A 17,910-nucleotide genomic window follows, 5' to 3' on the forward strand; every position below is an offset into this window, starting at 1 on the left:
CAGCGTTCAGTAAACGGGGCTGTCTTATTTAGTCAAACGCACGTAAACCCGCGTGCGGCTCGACGCTCGTGCGGAAGCCCGCAGCGCGGGCGTCCACAGACACGAGGCGGCACTACAGCGGCGCTCGCGTGGTCAATGGTGCATGTGCTTGCGGAAAAGGTCGTGTCTGAAAGTGTTGGGTCGGCAGTTGTGCGAGCGTTGCGCTACGACACATATGACAAAAACGACGCAGCCGTGTGCAGCCCGGATGATCAGCCAGGCACCTCGATCACTTTCTCGTGAACCACGAGAAAGACTCTTTCGCCACTGGCGCGGCCGTCTTCGCGTGCACCGCCGGTAAAGCTGCCGAACGCGGGCAATACGCCGTGTCGCGGGCCGAAACGAAAGCACGGCACGCGAACCGAGTCGTTGCGTGTTGCGATTCGATAGACGGGATGCAAATGGCCGGCGAGTGCATAAGCACCTTCGACATTCTGTGGGTGATGACACAACGCCCACGGTCCTATTCGCCAAGGCTCCTGCACATAGTCGACATTGAGTGTAGCGGGCAAGGCGCCCGCATGCCGATCGTGATTGCCTTCAACCAGCACGACCCGCAAAGCCGCATGCCGGGCGCGCCAGACGTGCAACGCATTGAGCATTTCGTCGGCGTGTGCCTCGCGCGCATGCAGCAGATCGCCGAGGAATACGAGCGTGGTCGGTTCGAATTCGGCGATCAGAATGTCAAGGCGCATCAGGTTGTCGGCAGTCGAGCCGACTGGCACGGGAACGCCGCGCGCGCGGAATACCGCGTCCTTGCCGAAATGCGCGTCCGCAACGAAAAGGCAGCGCAGCGCGGGATCGAACGCGGCGCGCAAGCTCGACAGCACGAGCGCGTGTCCGGCGATGTCGACCTGCAACGAAGCAGGCTTCATGTGCGAGCCGCCTTTTCCAGTTCCGCGAGCATTCGCTCGACGCGATCCGCGAGCTTCTCCGTGCTGACTTTTTCGCGTAAGCGTCCAACTATCAGCGGGAACGCAAACGGCGTTGGTTTTTTCGGGCGCGTGAGAACGAGGCGGCTTTCATTCATCCGTTCGAGCGCGGAGCGAATGCGTTTGGCGTCGAGTTCTTGCAATAGCACTTCGGCGTCTGCCTGATTGAGTAGTAAATTGCCGCTGTCGTGGTTGCGGAAGATATCGTAAAACAGGCCGCTGGAAGCCTGCAATTGCCGCGCGCTCTTCTGCTGGCCCGGATGTCCCTGGAATACCAGTCCTGACACCCGCGCAATTTCGCGGAAACGCCGTTTGGAGAGCTCCGACGAATTGAGGCTCGCAAGTATGTCGTGGTCGAGTTCTTCAGGGGACAGCAAACCGCTCTCGAGCTCCGCAGCCCAATCGAATGGTTGCGCGGACAACAGCTCGAAACCATAGTCGTTCATTGAAATGGAGAACGTGCCCGGTTTCTCTCGCGCCACTCTCCACGCGAGCAATGCGCCGAGACCGATATGCGCCGTGCGCCCCGCAAATGGATAACAGAAAAAGTGGTGCCCTTCGCGCGATTTCAGTACTTCTGCGACCAGCACGCCGGGCTCCGGCAACGCCGACCACCTCTGCTGCAATTCGAGCAGCGGTCGAACCGCGCGCATTTCCGGTTCGTTATAGATGCCGCCAGCGGCGCGCGCGAGCATTGTCAATGTCGCCTCGGCGAGTTCAGAGGAGAGCGGCATGCGGCTGCCCGCCCATTGGGGCATTGCGCCGCGCCCAGACGTCGCGCGCTTGACCCATGCGGTCATGTCCTGCACCCGAATCAATTCCAGCGCCCGTCCGCCAAAGGTAAAGATATCGCCCGGTTTAAGTCGCGAAACAAAAGACTCTTCTATTGCGCCGATGCGTCCGCCCGCGAGATAAGCGACATTCAGCGTGCCGTTTGCGACGATAGTGCCGACGTTGTTGCGATGCCGTCGCACGAGGTCCTCGCGTGGCACGCGGTATAAGCCGTCGCTTTCGCGCACCACGCGATGGTAGTCGGGATACGCTCGCAACGCGGTGCCGCCGCCCTCGACGAAGCCTAGTGCCCAATCGAATTCATTCTGCGTGAGATGCCGGTACGCATACGCGGTGCGAATTTCATCGTAAAGCTCACGCGCGTCGAAACCGCCGCCGATTGCCACGGTCACCAGGTGTTGAACCAGGACGTCGAACGGCTTTTCCGGCGTTTCGCGGCCCTCTATTTGCCGCTTTTCAACCGCTTCCCGCGCCGCAGCCGCTTCGACGAGTTCCAGCGCGTGCGTGGGCACGATCGTCACACGCGACGGCCGCCGCGGCGCGTGGCCGGAGCGGCCGGCACGCTGCATCAAGCGCGCGACGCCTTTGGGCGAGCCGATCTGGAATACACGCTCCACCGGCAGAAAGTCGACGCCCAGATCGAGGCTCGATGTACATACAACTACTTTCAACAAGCCGCTCTTCAAGCCGCGCTCGACCCACTCGCGGACTTCCTGATCGAGCGAGCCGTGATGCAATGCAATTGCACCTGCCCATTCAGGCCGCGCTTCGAGCAGTGCCTGATACCAGACCTCGCATTGCGAGCGGGTGTTCGTAAATACGAGCGACGTATGCGCTTCGCCAATGGCATCGGCGACCGCCTCGACCTGCCGCATGCCCATATGACCGCCCCACGGAAACCGTTCGATGGTTTCCGGAATAACCGTATCGACGATCAATGCTTTGGGCAGCTTGCCGTGCACGCTCACGCGTGGCGTTCTGACAGGCGCGAGGAGTACTTCGGCTGCGAAAGGAAGATTGCCGAGTGTCGCCGACAAACCCCACACCTGCAGTTCCGGTCTCCAGTGCGCGAGCCGCGCAAGCGCGAGTTGCGTCTGCGTGCCGCGCTTGTTGCCGAGCAACTCATGCCATTCGTCGACGATCACGAACTTTAAGTGCGACAGTACTTCGCGTGCGTCGGCTCGCGTCAGAATGAGCGACAGGCTCTCGGGTGTGGTGATCAGCACGGACGGCATGCGCCGATTCTGCCGCGCACGTTCTGCGGACGATGTGTCGCCGGTTCGCAGACCCACTGTCCATGGCACAGCCAGTTCGGTTGCCGAGCTTTGCAGTGCACGCGCGGTGTCGGCCGCGAGTGCGCGCATCGGCGTGATCCAGAGAACCGTGAGTGGTTCGGGCTGAGTAACTGCCGCTCGTTTCCGGGTGACAGTGGGTGCGGACGACGCGCTCGACGCAAGGGCGGCAAGCGCGCCGAACCATACGGCCCACGTCTTGCCCGCCCCGGTGGTTGCGTGCAGCAACCCACTCGCGCCTCGTTCCATTTCGCGCCAGACTTCGCGCTGAAAGTCGAAAGGCTGCCAGCCGCGCGCTTCGAACCACGCGTGAAGCTTGTCGGCGAAAGGGCGGCGCGCCGCATCTTCGTCGATGGCGAATGGCAGCGGCTCGAATGCCGGCTCACGCGCGTCGAGCCGCGCCTGCTGCTCGCGGCTGCGCGGAATGCGTCGTGGCCGGGGCGCGCGACGCCGCTCCGGCATGGCCGTAGGCGGTGGAACTTCGCGGTTGTCGGGATCGGCCGGTTCACTCATCGAAAGCGCTCATTAGCATCGGGTTCGCATCGCAGCGATTCTTCGCAATGCAGCTTCTGTGTGGACCATGCATGTACCGTGCTGGTTCACCATATCCTCGCACTCCCACTTTGTGACTGTCCGTGATTAAATGCCGTGGCTTCACATGTGCGTTGATAACGGAGTCTACGGTGAATAACAAGCTCGCGTCGTTGCCTCGAGTGCCATTGCAAATTGCCGCTGCCCAGGCGCAACCGGTTTGCGGGGATGTGACGGCGAACATAGCAAAGACGGTCGAATTGACCGGTCGTGCCGCCGACCGCGGCGCAAGACTGGTGGTTTTTCCCGAGAAGTTCTTGAGCGGGTATGAACCCGGCCTGATTGCGGGCGACCCGTCGGAATACGCATTCGGTCAATCGGATTCGCGCCTCGACCCGATTCGCGAAGCGTGTCGCCGGCACGCCATTGCGGCGATTGTCGGCGCGGCCACGCGCGACGCCGGTGAATTGCACATTTCATCGCTCGTGTTCGATCGTCGCGGCGAAGACGTCGAGCCTTACCACAAGCAGTATCTGTATAAAAGCGAAGCGGAAATCTACCGCGCAGGCACGCAAGGCTGCATGCTGGAACTGGACGGATGGCGGCTCGCGCTCGGCGTGTGCTACGACTCCGGCTTTCCCGAACATGCACGTCATGCGGCCGTAAACGGTGCGCATGCCTATCTGGTCAGCGGACTATTCAGCGTCAAGTCCGGCTATCACCAGTCACGTATCTGGTTCCCTGCGCGCGCGTTCGACAACACAATGTATGTTCTCTTGTCCAACCATATCGGTACCACCGGCGGCTGGGATACGTGTGGCGCGAGCGCGATCTGGAGTCCGTATGGCGACGTGATTGCAGAAGCCGGTCGCGAGCGGGAAGAAGTGATTAGTGCTTTACTCGACCCCGCGGTTCTTGCCGAGGTCCGGGAACGCGAAACGGCACTTGCGGACTTCGCCGCGCATGTCGACGCGCCGGCGCGCGACCATGCAATAAGGCGGATAGACTGACGGCACGCAGCAGTCGTTGCGCTAGAATGATCTGTACTACCCATCTGGAGATTCGTTTTGAAATCTATCGTTGCTCTGCTCGCTGCCACTGTACTTTCGTCCACCGCAATGGCCGCCGCTCCGGCTACGGAGAAGCTGCCTTCAGGCGTGATCGTCGAGCACCTCGTGCAGGGTACCGGCGCGCAGCCCGCGGCCACCGATGTCGTCAAGGTCAACTATCGTGGCACGCTTGCCAATGGCACTGAATTCGACGCTTCCGCGAAGCACGGCGGCGCCGCGACATTCCCGCTCAACCGTGTGATTCCGTGCTGGACGCAGGGCGTTCAGACCATGAAAGTGGGCGGCAAGGCCAAATTGACCTGCCCAGCCGCTACCGCCTACGGTAGCCGCGGTGTGGGCGTTATTCCGCCGAACAGCGACTTGACGTTCGAAGTCGAGCTGGTCGACATAGTGAAATAAGGCGGCGCACAATGCGCTGAAAAAAGAGACCCCGCTACGGATAACGCAGCGGGGTTTTTTTATGGCACGGCATTGGGGCAATGCCAGTTGGCGCACGCGGACAGGAAAACATCATCGAACAATAAGAAAGAATACCGGCAAGCGGCGACATGCTTTTAAGTCACCGCCCACTCGCTCGTTTACCAATGCTGTTGTTGTCATTCATCGTGCATGAGGAGCGTATGCCATGAACATCGACTTCCACTACGGCGTGATCTATATCGTTGCCCGAGTTGGCGGGATGACGCCCAGCGAGGCGCTGACTGTCGCCCATGCCTGCCAGTATGTCGACGACGCAACCACGCCGGGCATCCTCCGTTTCCAGGGCGGAGAAACGTTCGAGCGCTTCGCCACCGCCCATAAGACGTTCGACTACGCCAACACCGAGAACGACCAGAACCGGCTCGTATGGGCGCCGTTCCATTTTCTGCCGGCAGGAGTGGGCGCAACGCTGGAGGAAAAAGCCGTGTGCCGTGCGGACAGCGCAGTCGCGCGCGAGGTCGTGCGGCGAGCGATCCGTCAGCGCGGCGCGGAGATGGGCTTGCATCGTCTCGGCGTCACGCTTCATACGTATGTCGATACATGGGCGCATCAGGGATTTGCCGGTATCGAAAGTCCGGGGAACCGGGTTCATTCACTCGTGGCGCAGGATTGCACGCGTCATGGCTGGCTTGCCAACCTCACGCTCGCGATGCAGCACCTGATCCAGCACGTCGAGGAAGATGTTCTTACGCTCGCACTGCCGGTCGGACACGGTGCTGCCTTGCACTACCCAGATCAGCCGTGGGCCAAGTGGCACTACATTGACGGCCGCAACACGCTGATACAGAGACATAACCTGCCCGAGTTCGTCGCGGCCGCGGATATGGCGTGCCGTGCGGTGCGCGCGTACGTGGCCGGGCGAGAAGACTTTGAAAACGAAGCGGGGCTGCCGGAAAACGTCAAAGAGGCCGTGACGGAATTGCTCGATACGAACCGGATCATGGACGACAACGAGCGCTTGCGCGTTGTCTGCGAGGTAGTCAGAAACGGCGGTATTCCCGGCTTGAGAGAGTCCATTCCCGATTACGTCCCCAAAGGCGTCGGCTCATGGAAATACAAAGCCACCGGTCTTCGTTCTGAAGACGACTCCGGCGACAAACCGGTCTGGACCGAGGCATTCGAAAAGAGCGATTACCGGCTCTTTCACGACGCCGTCAAACAGCACCGTTTTTTGACGACCCAGGAGATTCTGCCTGCCTATGGCCTGCGGATTGCCTGACGCGCATCGCTATTTAAAGCTCACGTTTGGGAGGCTGACCTGCGCGCTGGACACGCGTAAAACGGCACCGCAAGACAAGTAACGCATGGTTACCGGCCAAAGCGGCGTTAAAAAACGAACTGGAAGCCTTTGAATATTCGAATGCTTGCCTATAGTAGAAGCGAGTACTGCCGCGACGCATAGTGGCGGCTCTTTCTTTATATAGGTAACGGGGTACCGACATGACGCCATCGAATGCTGCGATCTATCAGTCGCAGACTTGCACGCCCGAGTCGTTGCGAACACTGGCCGGCTACCTGGAACTCGCGCTCGACGAGGGGGAGAGCGTGGTCCTGATGCGGATCGGTACGCAGGTACGCAGCGTTTATGTCGGCGATCCGTCCGGCGCTTTCGAGGATCTGCGGGACGAAGGCGTCATACCTGCCCAGCAGGCGGACGAGATCCTGGCGTTGACGAGAATCGGCCTCAACCGGATCACCGCCGACGACCAGCAGTACCGCTTCTTGCGCGGCGTCAGATACATTGCCGACCGTCAGGTTGCTGTGTTTACGCCGATATGATCTGTGCTGCAACAATTGGAAAGATAAAGAGAAGGCGAATAGCAGAAAGAAGTAAGCCGATAGGGAGACCAAAAAAGATCGAGGGCAAAGAACGAAGGCTCGAAAAAGGCGTCTATTGAGTGCATCGAAGAAAAGTTTCGTACTCCGGCACGCATAGCGGAAATAAACTCGGGTTTTTACGGCCACTCGACTATGCCTTTCTGACGCTATTCATGGCATAGTTCGATCGATTACCACATAAGGAGCAATTCAATGCCCACGTTAGAGCAGATCCAGGCAAAGCTTAAGAAGCTCCAGGCGCAAGCTGACATCCTGATTGCAAGGAAAGCACAAGTCGCAATCGACCAGATCCGCGACCTGATGCTCAAGCACGGCCTGACCACCGCAGATATCGAAGCCAAAGCAAAAGCGCGGCGCGAAGCCAATCGTGTTAATGGCAATAGTGGAAGCGGCAAGGCAAAGCTTGCAGTTGCCGGCCAGAAAGTACCCAAGTATCGCGATCATAAAACAGGCGCGACCTGGACCGGACACGGTCGCGCGCCGGGTTGGATTGTCAGTGCGAAAGACCGGAGCGTGTTTCTGATCGACGGTGCAAGCGAATCGAACGGATTCACGAAGCTTGTCGCTAGTGGCGCGAAAGGCAAAGGTCAGCCCAAAGGTGCGCAACCGCCCAAGTATCGTCATCCCACCACTGGTGCGACGTGGAGCGGACGTGGCCCTGCGCCCGCATGGCTCGCATCGGTTAAAGATCGCACCAGGTTCCTGATAGACAGCAGTGCAGCACCGGCGTCTGGCGCCGCCAGCCAGAAAACGGCAGGCAAGGCGAAGTCGGCAGCCACGAGCGGCGTTGTCAGTAAAAAGGCCGCCGCGAAAAAAGTCGTGGCGAAAAAGGCGAAGGCGGGAGCGCAATCGGTAACGGCCAAAACAGCCGCTGTAAAAAAGTCAGCCGCGAAGAAAGTTACTGCGCGAAAGGCGACCGCAAAAAAGGCCGCGGCAAAGGCCGCAACGAAAGCTGCAACGAAAGCCGCTAGCAAGGCACCAGGCCGCAAGAGGGCGGCAAAAGCGGAAACGGCAACAGTAAGCGCGTCCGCACCGGTCGCTTCCACCGTGCAAGCCGGCGCGTAAGCGTACTGGAATAACGAAGTACATGACCAACGCGCTCGAATCATCCCAGCAGGAGGACCAGGTTCTCCTGCTGGACTCAGTTCCTCATCCCGCAGACGACGCTGCCGAACCGTTCATTGTCGCGAGCGACCGCCGTGTGATTCTCGCTTATCCCATTGCGAATTCCGACTTCGAACGGTTTGGTCCATTCGATCCGGACGACGACCCTTTCTGCACGGTGCTGTTTCCCGACACCACGTTTCATCGGCTTGGGCCGCCGGGCGAGCACGATATGCAGATTCACCCGCTTGCTTCGCAAGGTCTCGCTGCTTTCTCGGTCCACGAAGTCATCAATTCGTCTCTCGTCGAAGAGCTTTCCGCAGTTTCGTCACCGGAACTCACGAGGCGCCATTTCGTCATTACGTTTCAGCAATCGACGTTCGAATGTGTGGCCTCTGATTACACCGTGGTCGGCGTGTATGGCGCGGCGGAGATCGCCAGCCGCGAAGCATTTGCGCTGGTGCGGTAGGCAAATCGACCGCAGCGTCCATAAAGCGTGCGGCGCGACTCAGCTTTCTTCGTGCTAGTTGCCCGGATCGACTACAGGCCGGTCCGGGTCCGCAAGCGTTTTATACGGCAGTCTTGCGGCATGGGGATTAGTGGTCGTGTCGTCGATCACGCGTTCAACGTCCGCGGTTTTCGCGAGTTCGGAAAGGAATGTCTGCTTGTCGAAGCTTGCAGCAACGCAACCCTGCACATAAATGAAACGGCGTTGCAACGTGAGCCACAACGTCGACTGTTCGCGCCAATGCGTAGCGGTATTGATATTGGCCAGACGCCGCTGTACGGCTTCGGCGATTTCAGCATCGTACAAATAGGCGTTCGATAAACGGCAGCGGCCTTCTATCCAGCAACTGTTGCCGCGCTCGATGCGGTAATGACTGTCGTCCAGCCATTCCTGTTCGGTTTCGAGCGGTCCCAACGGCACGGGACATCCGTCAATCGCTTTAGATATCTGAAAGAACGGATCGTGTCCGCGATTAATACGCTGTTCCTCGCCATGGGCGCCGGGAGAAACTGAAACAAACGCTGACGCCAGCGTCACCCACATACATAACGCCGCGCATTGCAATGCACTGGCCGGCGTCCGCATTAATCGTCTCATTGTCTTTGTCTCCACTCCGTGTGCAGCGGGACATCGTTTCGTATTAGCGGCTCGCGCGCCGGTTCTCAACCGCGAACTTGATCAATTCGGCCTGACCTTCGATATCGAGCTTGCGCTTCAAATTCAGACGATGCGTCTCCACAGTACGCACCGACAGATCACTACGTTGAGCGATCTGCTTGCTCGACAAGCCCTCGGCGAGTGCATCGAGAATATCGCGTTCGCGCGGCGTAAGCCGCTCGACCGGCGATTGCATGGCCGACGCTTGAATCAGCCGGGCGCCGAGTCCCGCGCTGAAATACGTCTTGCCGTCGAGCACTGCGCCGATCGCCTGAATGATTTCGGTCGCCGGTGAGTCCTTCAGTACATAACCGCTCGCGCCTGCACGCACGGCCTGCGTGACGTATTCGAGGTTGTCGTGCATGGACAGCATCAATACTCGAATTGCGGGAAAGCGCTCATGGAACATGCCGGCGAGCGCAATGCCGTTCATTCCGTTCATGCCGACGTCCATCAACACGAGGTGAGGTTCATGACTCTCCGCGAGCGCAAGTGCTTCCTGCGCATTGCCCGCTTCGCCGACAACCTCGATGTTGCGCACGGCTTCGAGCCGCGCGCGCAGACCGTCGCGTACGAGTGGGTGATCGTCGACCAGGATAAGGCGGGCCGCTGCGTGCGATATGTCGTTCATAAAGAGGTCTCCTGCAGGCTCCGGGTAGGAAGCTCCGTGGTGCCGACGCCGAGCGGCACGCGCGCCGTGACTAGTGTGTGGCCGGGCTGGGAACTGAGTGCAAGCGTTCCCCCTAGTGCTTCTAAGCGCTCGCGCATGTTGCGAAGGCCCACGCCTGAGCGACGGCCAGCGAAGGCGTGCGTGACGTCGAAACCCGAGCCGTTGTCCGCGATTGTCAGTGTGACCGCGTCGTGGGCGATTTCCAATGCGAGCGCCGCGCTCGACGCGTGCGCATGGCGCACGATGTTGGTCAGCGCTTCCTGTGCGATACGAAACAGCACCGTGTTGACCGCATCGGGCAGAGCCGGCGCATGAGTGTGCGCAATCTGCGTGAAGCCGATTTCAATTCCCGACTGTTCGCTCAGTTCGCGGGTGAGTTGTTCGATAGCTGCCGCAACGCCAAGGTCGTCGAGCATCGACGGGCGCAGCGCATGAGAAATGCGGCGCACTTCACGCAAGGTATCGCCGAGACGCGTGAGACTCGTGGAAAGCGCGGCTTCGGCGGCTGGCACGCGGGTTTCGCTGCGTTCGAAGCGAGCAAGCGCGGACTCGAGCAGCAGTTTCACCGACACCATCATCTGGCTAATGCCGTCGTGCAATTCACGCGACAGCCGCGCGCGTTCGTTCTCCTGCGACTCGACAACCTGTTGCGCAAGCCGCTTCAGTTTCGCGTCCGCGCTGCGATATTCGGTGACGTTGAGCACGAGCGCACACAGTGCAATCGCGGCGAGCCCGGCCAGTGCGATCGCGTCGATCCACATCATGGTGCGGTCGATATTCATCGCCGCCCGTTCGTCGATATGCGCGAGCGTTGTGTCGACGTCGTCGAGATAAATACCTGTGCCGATCATCCAGCCCCAACGCTCGAGCGGCACGACATAGCCGAGTTTTGACGCCAGTTTGCCCGTCGACGGACGATGCCACAGGTAACGCACATAGCCGCCGCCTTGCGAAGCCGCGGCGAGTAGTTTGCGGATGGTCGGCACGCCTTGCGGATCGCGCAATTCCGATAGATCGCGCCCGACGAGGTCCGGTTCGCGCGGATGCATCAGCGAGCGGCCGTGCATGTCGTAGACAAAGAAATAACCGTCTTTGCCGAAATCCATCTTTTCAAGGATGTCGAGCGCTCGCGTGCGGCGCAGTGCATCGTCGCGCGCATTGTCCTGGCTTGCTTCATAAAGCGGTGCGATTGCGGAAGTGGCCAACTCCACGTAATGCTTGAGCTCGATCTCCTTGCTGGTCATGTACGCAGCCTGGGTCGTCGCGTGCTGCGTTTGCGCAAGCGCGGTCGCTTCGCGGCGCACACCGATTTCGATGCTGGCAATAGCAGCGAGAAATGGCACGATCGCCAGCAGAACAATCTTGGCTTTGAGTTTCATCGTTGGAAAAACGGCCGGTAGGCTACGTAGTAATACGTAGCCGGCTTACGTAGTTGCGCGCTTGTGAGGACGCTTACGAAGGCGAATACTACATCCCCGCGGCGTTCTGCGTCTTTGCGGGCCCTTTTCGCCCTCATGCCGCCGCGCATTTCGTATGAACGTTTGAGCCGGGCCCTGTTAATGCTGCGGCTGACAGGCGTTAGCAGCGCGCAAGGGCAAACCCGGTTTGGCACCCGGGGTATTGCAAACAGATGCCCGGTGCCGGCTTTCCGCGTGCCGGACCACAAGTCCGGATGCGTGGTGTCAATAATAGATCTAGGAGAAGTACATGGAGACCTCCCCCACCGCCGGCCGGTCATGGCTATGGCTCATTCTTTTGCTCCCGTACATTGCGTTGCTGTGGTTGCCGTTCTATAACGACACGCGTCCGTCGTTCGCCGGTTTTCCGTTCTTTTACTGGTATCAGTTCTTGTGGGTGCCGTTGACCTCGCTACTGATTTACGTCGTGTATCGAGGTGTCAAATGAACGATCTGAATCCCGTCAATCCGGTGGCGATGACCGTCTTCATCGCTTTCTTTGTTCTCGTTACGGTGATTGGCTTCTTCGCGGCGCGCTGGAAGCGCGGCGACCTCACGCAATTGCATGAGTGGGGGCTTGGTGGCCGGCAGTTCGGTACGGTGATTTCGTGGTTCCTGGTGGGCGGAGACTTCTACACCGCATACACGGTGATCGCGGTTCCTGCGCTCGTGTATTCCGTCGGTGCTTATGGTTTCTTCGCGCTGCCGTATACGATCATCGTTTACCCGTTCGTGTTCGCTGTCATGCCGAAACTGTGGAAAGTCGCGCATGCGAAAAACCACATCACGGCAGCGGACTACGTGCACGGTGAATACGGCGGCAAGTGGTTTCCGGCCGCTGTTGCGCTGACCGGCATTGTCGCGACCATGCCGTATATCGCGCTGCAACTCGTCGGCATGCAAGTAGTGATCAAGGGGCTTGGCGTGACCGGCGAATTGCCGCTGATCGTCGCGTTCGTGATCCTCGCGCTCTATACGTATGCGAGCGGACTGCGTGCGCCGGCGATGATCGCGTTCGTGAAGGACATCATGATCTATATCGTCGTGATTGCGGCGGTGTGGCTGATTCCCGCGAAGCTCGGCGGCTACGCGCATGTGTTCGACGCAGCCGATACGTACTTCAAGGCAAAGGGCGGCGCGACCGGCATCATCCTCAAGCCGACGCAATTCACGGCTTATGCATCGCTTGCGCTCGGTTCCGCTCTCGCCGCGTTCATGTATCCGCATACGATGACGGCGGTGCTGTCTTCTTCGTCTGCGACTACGGTCCGCAAGAATGCGATTTTCCTGCCGGCCTATACGTTGTTGCTGGGTCTGATCGCGTTGCTCGGCTATATGGCGATTGCGGCCGGCGTGCATGTGAAGTCGGCGTCGGACATTGTGCCGACCCTCTTTGGCACCTTGTTCCCGTCGTGGTTCGTCGGTTTCGCCGCGGCGGCGATCGCGATCAGCGCGCTGGTTCCGGCAGCGATCATGTCGATCGGTGCGGCCAATCTGTTCACGCGCAATTTGTGGCGTCCGCTGGTGTCGCCGAACATCACGCCGGAGGCCGAGGCGTCGAATGCGAAGATCGTGTCGTTGGTGGTGAAGTTCGGCGCGCTGCTGTTTATCGTGTTCCTGCCCACGCAATATGCAATCGACCTGCAATTGCTCGGCGGCGTGTGGATCCTGCAGATTTTCCCGGCTATCGTGTTCTCGTTGTACACGCGTCGTCTGAATACGCCGGGGCTGTTCGCCGGCTGGCTCGTGGGTATCTTGTTAGGCACGGCACTCGCAATTTCGCAGGGGCTCAAGCCGGTGTTTGCGTTGCATCTCGGCGATGCCGTGTACCCGATCTATATCGGTCTCATCGCACTGGTGGTGAACATTGTCGTGACGTTTGTCGTCTCTGCCGTGTCGCCGCGCCGGGTGGCAGTTAGCGCCTGATCGTCCAGTTGCTGTTCAGCTTGGCAGACGCCGCGAGCCGTAAGGCCCGCGGCGTTTTTGTTTGATCGAAAGAACGAAGCGCAGCCTGCAGCAAACGCGCTAGACCAATACTTCGACCGATTGCATGGCCCGGCGAATGTCGCCCGTTCGGGCCCAAGATTCGTCGCGAATCGTTTCGATCAGGCAATCGATAAAGCATCGCGACGCGGCATCGGCCGGCTCGCCAGTGCGCACTATGACGCCGACGGTAGACTCATCGAGTTCGTCCCGCAACGGGATCGCACACAGACCGTCACGCGCCGCACAAAGCTCGACAAGAGGCCAGGGAAAAATGCTGAGCATGTCAGTGCGCTTGAGCAGCGCGACCGCGACAGTCAGCGAGTGCAGATAGTGAATACTGCGTGGCTCTGGAAACGCGCGGCGGCCGAATATCTGATACGGCGCTTGCGCATCGGTTTCAGGGTCCAGCGCCACGAGCCAGTCGGCGTCGCGCAATTCCGCCAGCGAGCGGCACTCCGCACACGGATGATCGTGCCGCGCCACGACTGCGCGACTCGATGCGAATAGCGGTTGATAGGTGAAGTCGCAACTTGTCGCGCCCGGTGCCTGTCGGCCCACGTAAATGTCGAGGCTGCCGTCGCGTAAGCGCGGTGTCGCAATCGCCAATAAGCCTTCGAATAGCTCCAGCTGAATGGTCGGCATCTTCGCGCGAAACCGGGCCACTGTTTCCGGCAGAAAGGTAAGCGCGACCCATGCAGTCACGGCGATGGACAGCCGCCCACCCGGCTCCCCGCGTATTGCATTCATGGCTTGCTGCGCACGCTTCATTTGCGCGGCCACGAGGCGCGCGTGCAAAAGGAGGGTTTGTCCTGATGCCGTAAGCGTCACGCCGGAAGATGTGCGCACAACGAGTTGCATGCGTACCGCTTCTTCCAGTTGTTGAATGCATTGCGTGACGGCGGCCGGCGATGAATCGAGCACTCGCGCGGCGCCCCTGACACTGCCCGCATCCGCAATGGCGATGAGCGCGCGTAGCTGATGAATTTTCATTATGTTGTCCAGCGGTTTGTGCGGGACGTGGCGAAGCGTTTGCCGTTGCTTTACGCGTTCACCAACGCGACCCATTCTCAGAAGTGCTATGCCGGAATATCTTGGAGGCACGAATACAGCGTTGCAGTGCCGGCCTGTTCTCCCCGCTTTAACCAGATTCGATATACGGAGTCCTTAAGGTAAATGAAGATTCGGTAAATGCATAAAACAAGCTGAATTCCGGTTGATGTGTAATGCTTATCATAGGAGCGTAGCGATGACTCAGCAAGTCTCGGTATTGCCGGCGAGCCGTTCGCACGCAAAGTCACGCTCTGCGTCTCGCAGCGCACCGTCGCACCATGCGCACAATTCGGGGGTGATCGCGCAAAGTCCAGATCATGGAAACGTTGCGCGCGCATCGTCTTTCGATCTGCTCACGGGCGTGTACGACCGCGCCTGCGCAACGAGGCGCGCGGGACATTTGCTTGCGGCTGCGAAGGCGGGAGACGTTGCGATGCTGGTCGTCAACCTCGACGGCTTCAGCAGAATCAACGACATTGCCGGCTACGATCTGGGCGACCGGCTCCTGCGCCGCGTTGCTCAGCGGCTTGCAAGCTCCATCTCTGAGGACGAGTTGCTCGCCCGTATCGGCGGCGACGAGTTCGTGATCGTGATGCATAGGTTCGGCGATGTGTCGAGGCTGACCCGATTCGCGCGGCAAGTGCTCGCGTCGTTCGGCGAGCCATTTGTGATCGCCGGGCGCGAGTATCGCGTGAGTGCATCGGTGGGCGTTGCGGTCTCCGGCGGCGATGCGCGCAATGCGGCTTCCCTGATGCGCGACGCCGGTGCGGCGATGCGCCACGCGAAGCGATGCGGTCGCGGCACCTTGTGCTTCTTCACCGGCGAGATGCGGGAAGGCGGGCAGCGCCGATTTGCGATCGAAGGTCTGTTGCACCATGCACTTGCCCGCGGCGAATTCAGACTTGCCTATCAGGCGGTAGTGGATGCGACGTCACGCAAGACGATAGGCGTCGAGGCGCTGGCGCGGTGGACGAGCAACGAACTTGGCGACGTTCCACCCGCCGAGTTCATTCCCGTTGCGGAACAGGCCGGGTTGATGGAAAGCATCGGCGATTGGGTGTTGGAGATGGCATGCGCACAGGCTGCGGACTGGCGCTGGAGTATCGCGCCGGACATCGCTGTCTCGGTGAACATTTCACCGTCGCAATTCAGCGAGCGTCTGGTGCGACATGTCGCTGCATGTCTCGACAACAGCGGTCTCGAGCCTTCGGCGCTGCAACTCGAAATCACCGAGGGCATGCAATTGCCGGATGACGCGGCCGTGCGCTCTACCACTGCGGCGCTTGCGAAGCTGGGCGTCAAGCTGGTAATCGACGACTTCGGCACCGGTTACGCATCGATGTCATACCTGAAGCGGTTCCCGGTGGATAGCCTGAAGATCGACCGGTCAATCGTTGCGGGTTTGCCGCGCGATGCAGACTCGGTGGCGATTACGCATGCGCTCGTGACAATGGCGCACGCGTGCAATATGCGCGTAACGGCGGAAGGCGTGGAAACCGAAGCGCAGGCCGTTACGTTGCGCGAAATCGGTTGCGACGCGCTGCAAGGCTATCTGTTCAGCCGTCCATGCAACGCTGCAGAATGCCCGGCCGCATTGTCGCGGCGGCCTGTGCGAATGAAGAATTGCCACGTGCATAAGTGATCCTAACTAAAAGAAGTAGCGTTTTCTACCATGACTTCTAGAATCAATTTTATAAAAACGACGAGATCGAGTGCCCGTCGCACGGGCGGTGTTGCACTAATGAGGAGAGAGACTATGTGCGATGCAGAAGTCGCTGCTGTGTTGCTGAACCGTTGCACACTTCAGCCATTGGACGAACCGGAGCCGTCTTACCTCGGCATACTGCGTGAAGGAAATCTGACGTTCAGACACGAGCATGGCTTCGTGGGCTTGCGCGATATTCCCGATAGCGACGCGTGCCGTACCGAGTCGCTGATTTTTGCCGACGGCTCGCGTGCGTTGCGGGTTAGCGCGGCTGAGAGCGAAGGTGGCTGGACTCGCTGGGCGGCTTTGCAACCGCTGCACTGAGTCCGGCGGCGCGGTGGCGGCGCCGGTAAAGGCGAGCGGCAATGGCGCCGCTCGCGCTCGCCGTTAGAACCGGTCAACTCTGAACGGCCGCGGGTCCACCAGCGTTTGCTCTCCGGTCATCATTTCGGCGATGAGGCGGCCTGTCACTGGCCCCAGCGTAAGTCCGTGATGCGCGTGGCCGAATGCGAACCACAAGCCCTGATGTTTTCCAGCGCGCCCGATCACCGGCATCATGTCGGGCGTGCAAGGCCGCGCGCCCATCCACGGTTGATCGTCGACACGTTGGTCCAGTGGGAACAGCGTGCGCGCAATCGGTTCGACAGCGGCGAGTTGCGTGGGGGTTTTCGGCGCGTCGCGCAGCGCAATTTCGGCGCCCGTCGTCAAGCGGATGCCGCGCGCCATTGGCGCAAGCAGGTAGCCATTTTCCACGTCGAGCACCGGATGATTCAGGCGTGCTCCAGCCCTTGGCGAATAATGCATGTGATAGCCGCGCTTGACGCCGAGCGGCAGGGAGTACCCGAGCCTCGAAGTGAGAACGTCCGACCACGGCCCGAGTGCGACGACCACCGAGGAGGCCGCGATAGTCCCCTCGTCAGTCGTCACCTCCCAGCCATTGCGAAGCGTGTTCGCATCGCCGGTGAAGATGCGTCCGCCGAGTGTCTCGAAGTACTTTGCGTAGGCCGTGACGAGTGCGTTCGGATCGCTCACCGAATCGGCTTGCGTGTAGCGCAAGCCACCTTGCAATGCCTTGTCGAGATCGGGTTCGGCCTGCTGCAATCGAGCCGCGTCGAGCGTTTCGAATTCGACGCCATATTCGCGGCGCCATTGCTCCGCGAGACGTATTTCCGCGTCTTGGGCCGCATTACTGCGGAACACCTTGATCCAGCCGGTGGGTCGAAGCAATGCACTCGCGCCTGCGTTTGCGGCCAACTCGCGGTGCTCGCTAATGCAGTGTTCGATGAGCGTCGAGTACGACTTCGCGATTGCAGCGTGTTTCGCGGGCTCGGAATTGCGCCAGTACCTCCACAGAAACGGCGCGGCGTGGAACAGCGCATCGCCATGGTAGCGAACGTCGAGCGACTGGTTGCGCGCGTACCGAAGCAGGGCGCCGAGTCCGCGTGGGAACGCATACGGATAGACGCCTTCACGCTGGATCAGGCCTGCGTTGCCAAACGAAGTCTCGTTGCCGGGCGGCTTGCGATCGACCAGCGCGACCTGACGGCCGCGTTGTTGCAGATGCACGGCCACGCACACGCCGACAATGCCTGCGCCTAACACTACGGTATCGAATTTGATTGCAGTCATCGGTTAAAGCGCTGAAAGGCCCGAGCCATTCGAGCCGGACCGGTTGCGAAGATAAGGTACGCGTCGAGCAGTTCCACCGGCGATTGTCTTCACGCCAATCATGCGGCGCAACTCGACCGCTCTGCACCCAGGCAATCCGGTGTCGGTAGTCGTCGCCTGTTCGCTCATT

At 60.1% G+C, this 17,910-nt stretch carries 17 protein-coding genes; 10 read left to right on the plus strand and 7 right to left on the minus strand.

The annotated features are described in order from the left end of the window. Positions 1-251: 251 nt before the first annotated feature. Together pdeM and ACTJLB_RS12855 are read right to left on the minus strand one after the other, a co-directional pair. A complete protein-coding gene (gene pdeM / locus ACTJLB_RS12850; protein ID WP_288830256.1) occupies positions 252-914 on the minus strand; it encodes a ligase-associated DNA damage response endonuclease PdeM in 663 nt (220 codons plus the stop codon). Next, positions 911-3,568, minus strand: coding sequence for a ligase-associated DNA damage response DEXH box helicase (locus ACTJLB_RS12855; protein WP_440783487.1), 2,658 nt, complete (start codon positions 3,566-3,568; stop codon positions 911-913). The genes pdeM and ACTJLB_RS12855 overlap by 4 nt, the downstream gene beginning before the upstream one ends. Positions 3,569-3,738: 170 nt before the next feature. Here ACTJLB_RS12855 and ACTJLB_RS12860 point away from each other — a divergent pair, with 170 nt between their 5' ends. From ACTJLB_RS12860 to ACTJLB_RS12885, 6 genes are all read left to right on the plus strand, one after another. Further along, entirely contained in the window at positions 3,739-4,596 is an 858-nt protein-coding gene (locus ACTJLB_RS12860; RefSeq protein ID WP_440783488.1) for a carbon-nitrogen hydrolase family protein, read from the plus strand. Between the two features lie 57 nt (positions 4,597-4,653). Then, positions 4,654-5,055 (plus strand): FKBP-type peptidyl-prolyl cis-trans isomerase, encoded by a 402-nt coding sequence (locus ACTJLB_RS12865; RefSeq protein WP_020068186.1) that lies wholly within the window; start codon positions 4,654-4,656, stop codon positions 5,053-5,055. 226 nt (positions 5,056-5,281) lie between these two features. Continuing rightward, positions 5,282-6,355 carry a DUF6765 family protein gene (locus ACTJLB_RS12870; RefSeq protein ID WP_440783489.1) on the plus strand — a complete coding sequence of 358 codons (1,074 nt, stop codon included), beginning with the start codon at positions 5,282-5,284 and terminating at the stop codon, positions 6,353-6,355. Between the two features lie 221 nt (positions 6,356-6,576). Further along, positions 6,577-6,915, plus strand: coding sequence for a hypothetical protein (locus ACTJLB_RS12875; protein ID WP_020068188.1), 339 nt, complete (start codon positions 6,577-6,579; stop codon positions 6,913-6,915). Positions 6,916-7,167: 252 nt separating this feature from the next. Next, positions 7,168-8,040: an H-NS family nucleoid-associated regulatory protein gene (locus ACTJLB_RS12880; protein ID WP_440783490.1), complete on the plus strand. Its 873-nt coding sequence runs from the start codon at positions 7,168-7,170 to the stop codon at positions 8,038-8,040. A gap of 22 nt (positions 8,041-8,062) precedes the next feature. Next, complete coding sequence (locus ACTJLB_RS12885) at positions 8,063-8,548, plus strand: hypothetical protein (protein ID WP_440783491.1); 486 nt, start codon at positions 8,063-8,065, stop codon at positions 8,546-8,548. Between the two features lie 54 nt (positions 8,549-8,602). Here the strand turns inward: ACTJLB_RS12885 and ACTJLB_RS12890 are convergent, their stop codons facing one another. From ACTJLB_RS12890 to ACTJLB_RS12900, 3 genes are all read right to left on the minus strand, one after another. Continuing rightward, positions 8,603-9,130 (minus strand): hypothetical protein, encoded by a 528-nt coding sequence (locus ACTJLB_RS12890; protein ID WP_440783492.1) that lies wholly within the window; start codon positions 9,128-9,130, stop codon positions 8,603-8,605. A gap of 97 nt (positions 9,131-9,227) precedes the next feature. Continuing rightward, positions 9,228-9,875, minus strand: a complete 648-nt coding sequence (locus tag ACTJLB_RS12895) for a response regulator (protein WP_440783493.1) — start codon at positions 9,873-9,875, stop codon at positions 9,228-9,230. Then, positions 9,872-11,293, minus strand: coding sequence for a cache domain-containing protein (locus tag ACTJLB_RS12900; RefSeq protein WP_440783494.1), 1,422 nt, complete (start codon positions 11,291-11,293; stop codon positions 9,872-9,874). The genes ACTJLB_RS12895 and ACTJLB_RS12900 overlap by 4 nt, the downstream gene beginning before the upstream one ends. Before the next feature lie 328 nt (positions 11,294-11,621). On the opposite strand from ACTJLB_RS12900, the gene ACTJLB_RS12905 reads away from it, so the two are divergent. Next, on the plus strand, positions 11,622-11,819 hold the full coding sequence (locus ACTJLB_RS12905) for a DUF3311 domain-containing protein (protein ID WP_020068194.1): 198 nt from the start codon (positions 11,622-11,624) through the stop codon (positions 11,817-11,819). Then, positions 11,816-13,297: a monocarboxylate uptake permease MctP gene (gene mctP, locus ACTJLB_RS12910; RefSeq protein ID WP_088173334.1), complete on the plus strand. Its 1,482-nt coding sequence runs from the start codon at positions 11,816-11,818 to the stop codon at positions 13,295-13,297. The genes ACTJLB_RS12905 and mctP overlap by 4 nt, the downstream gene beginning before the upstream one ends. A gap of 99 nt (positions 13,298-13,396) precedes the next feature. Here the strand turns inward: mctP and ACTJLB_RS12915 are convergent, their stop codons facing one another. After that, complete coding sequence (locus ACTJLB_RS12915) at positions 13,397-14,347, minus strand: LysR substrate-binding domain-containing protein (protein ID WP_087753896.1); 951 nt, start codon at positions 14,345-14,347, stop codon at positions 13,397-13,399. A gap of 256 nt (positions 14,348-14,603) precedes the next feature. On the opposite strand from ACTJLB_RS12915, the gene ACTJLB_RS12920 reads away from it, so the two are divergent. Next, on the plus strand, positions 14,604-16,049 hold the full coding sequence (locus tag ACTJLB_RS12920) for a putative bifunctional diguanylate cyclase/phosphodiesterase (protein WP_440783495.1): 1,446 nt from the start codon (positions 14,604-14,606) through the stop codon (positions 16,047-16,049). 114 nt (positions 16,050-16,163) lie between these two features. Beyond that, positions 16,164-16,436, plus strand: a complete 273-nt coding sequence (locus ACTJLB_RS12925) for a hypothetical protein (RefSeq protein ID WP_087753893.1) — start codon at positions 16,164-16,166, stop codon at positions 16,434-16,436. Between the two features lie 63 nt (positions 16,437-16,499). Here ACTJLB_RS12925 and ACTJLB_RS12930 read toward each other — a convergent pair whose 3' ends face one another. Beyond that, positions 16,500-17,732: an NAD(P)/FAD-dependent oxidoreductase gene (locus ACTJLB_RS12930; protein ID WP_408418717.1), complete on the minus strand. Its 1,233-nt coding sequence runs from the start codon at positions 17,730-17,732 to the stop codon at positions 16,500-16,502. Positions 17,733-17,910 lie beyond the last annotated feature (178 nt).

The organism is Paraburkholderia sp. 22098 (assembly GCF_052045935.1).
Lineage (GTDB): Bacteria > Pseudomonadota > Gammaproteobacteria > Burkholderiales > Burkholderiaceae > Paraburkholderia > Paraburkholderia caledonica.